The organism is Mycobacterium persicum, assembly GCF_002086675.1.
Classification (GTDB): Bacteria; Actinomycetota; Actinomycetes; order Mycobacteriales; family Mycobacteriaceae; genus Mycobacterium; species Mycobacterium persicum.
The window spans coordinates 1-1,279 of record NZ_MVIF01000239.1 but is presented as its reverse complement, the minus strand read 5'-3'; the positions used below and the strand labels follow the sequence as shown (position 1 = coordinate 1,279).

Annotated in this window: 2 pseudogenes; one reads left to right on the top strand and one right to left on the bottom strand. The window is 59.8% G+C overall.

The features are described 5' to 3' along the window. Positions 1–1,037 (top strand): annotated as a pseudogene (locus BST40_RS28110) (PPE family protein); the annotation flags it as partial. Positions 1,038–1,062: 25 nt separating this feature from the next. Here BST40_RS28110 and BST40_RS32255 read toward each other — a convergent pair. Further along, positions 1,063–1,279: pseudogene (locus tag BST40_RS32255) on the bottom strand (PE-PGRS family protein); the annotation flags it as partial.

Sequence of the window (1,279 nt, the reverse complement as noted above, 5' to 3'; positions counted from 1 at the left end):
ACGTCGGCTTCTTCAACTCCGGCACCGGCAACTTCGGCATCGCCAACTCCGGCAGGTACAACACCGGAATCGCCAACGACGGCACCACCAACACCGGATTCTTCAATTCCGGCTACGTCAACACCGGACTCGCCAACACCGGCGCCGCCAACACCGGCCTGTACAACGCAGGTCAGGCGAACACGGGCAGTTTCAACCCGGGCGATCACAATACGGGCGACTTCAACTCGGGTAGCTTCAACACGGGCTACTTCAACGGTGGCAACTACAATACCGGAATAGCCAATACCGGTGATATCAACACCGGAGCTTTCAATTCCGGCAACTACAGCAACGGCTTCTTATGGCGGGGCGACCACCAAGGCCTCATCGGCGTCTCCTACACAATAACAATCCCCGAAATCCCATATCGCTACGACATTCATAGCGATGTCCTAATACCAATCACCGGGACCATCGGTGAAATTGTCCAGGAGAAATTTCATATTTACGCGATCCCCATCGTTGTCAATGCGGTACAACAAACCCCGGTTGGGCCGATCGTCACAAACCTCTATAACAGCGCCATCGGGCCGTGGGACATCGAGCAAAGCACGGTTCAGCCGGCCACACGAATTGACTATGTGATCAATCAGATTCTCGATTATCCCGGCGCCGGCACCGTGGGTCCGATTACGATCGGCTTCGATTTCCAGCAGAGCCCTGGATTTTTCAATTCGACAGATGCCCCGTCATCGGGCTTCTTCAACGCCGGCGCCGGGAGTTCCTCGGGCTTGTTCAACGACGGGATCGCGGGTCTATCGGGCTGGAGGAACGCCGGAACCAATCTGTCGGGCATATGGAACGACGGCGGTACGGAAACCTCGGGCTTACTCAACTCCGGCAGCCTGCAATCGGGCTTACTGAACGTCGGCAACACCATCTCCGGCATATACAACACCAGCACGGCGAATCCGGCGACACAAGCCTTCGTTTCGGGCATCGCGAATTTGGGGATCGAGCTTTCGGGATTCTTTCATAACTTCCGGCTGCCATAGCCGTGCCGCGCTTGGCCGCCTCCGGCTATCCCGACCGGTTCGCACCGCGCAGGCCGAACCAAGCTCCGCCGGTGCCACCGGTGCCCCCGATGCCGCCCGCGACCGTTCCGAGTCCGCCAAAACCGCCATCACCGCCATCACCGATCAACCAGGCATTGCCGCCGTCGCCGCCATCGCCCCCGAAACCCGAGGCTGCCTCTCCCCCGGCCCCACCGCCGCCGCCGCGGCCAACCAGACCGGCC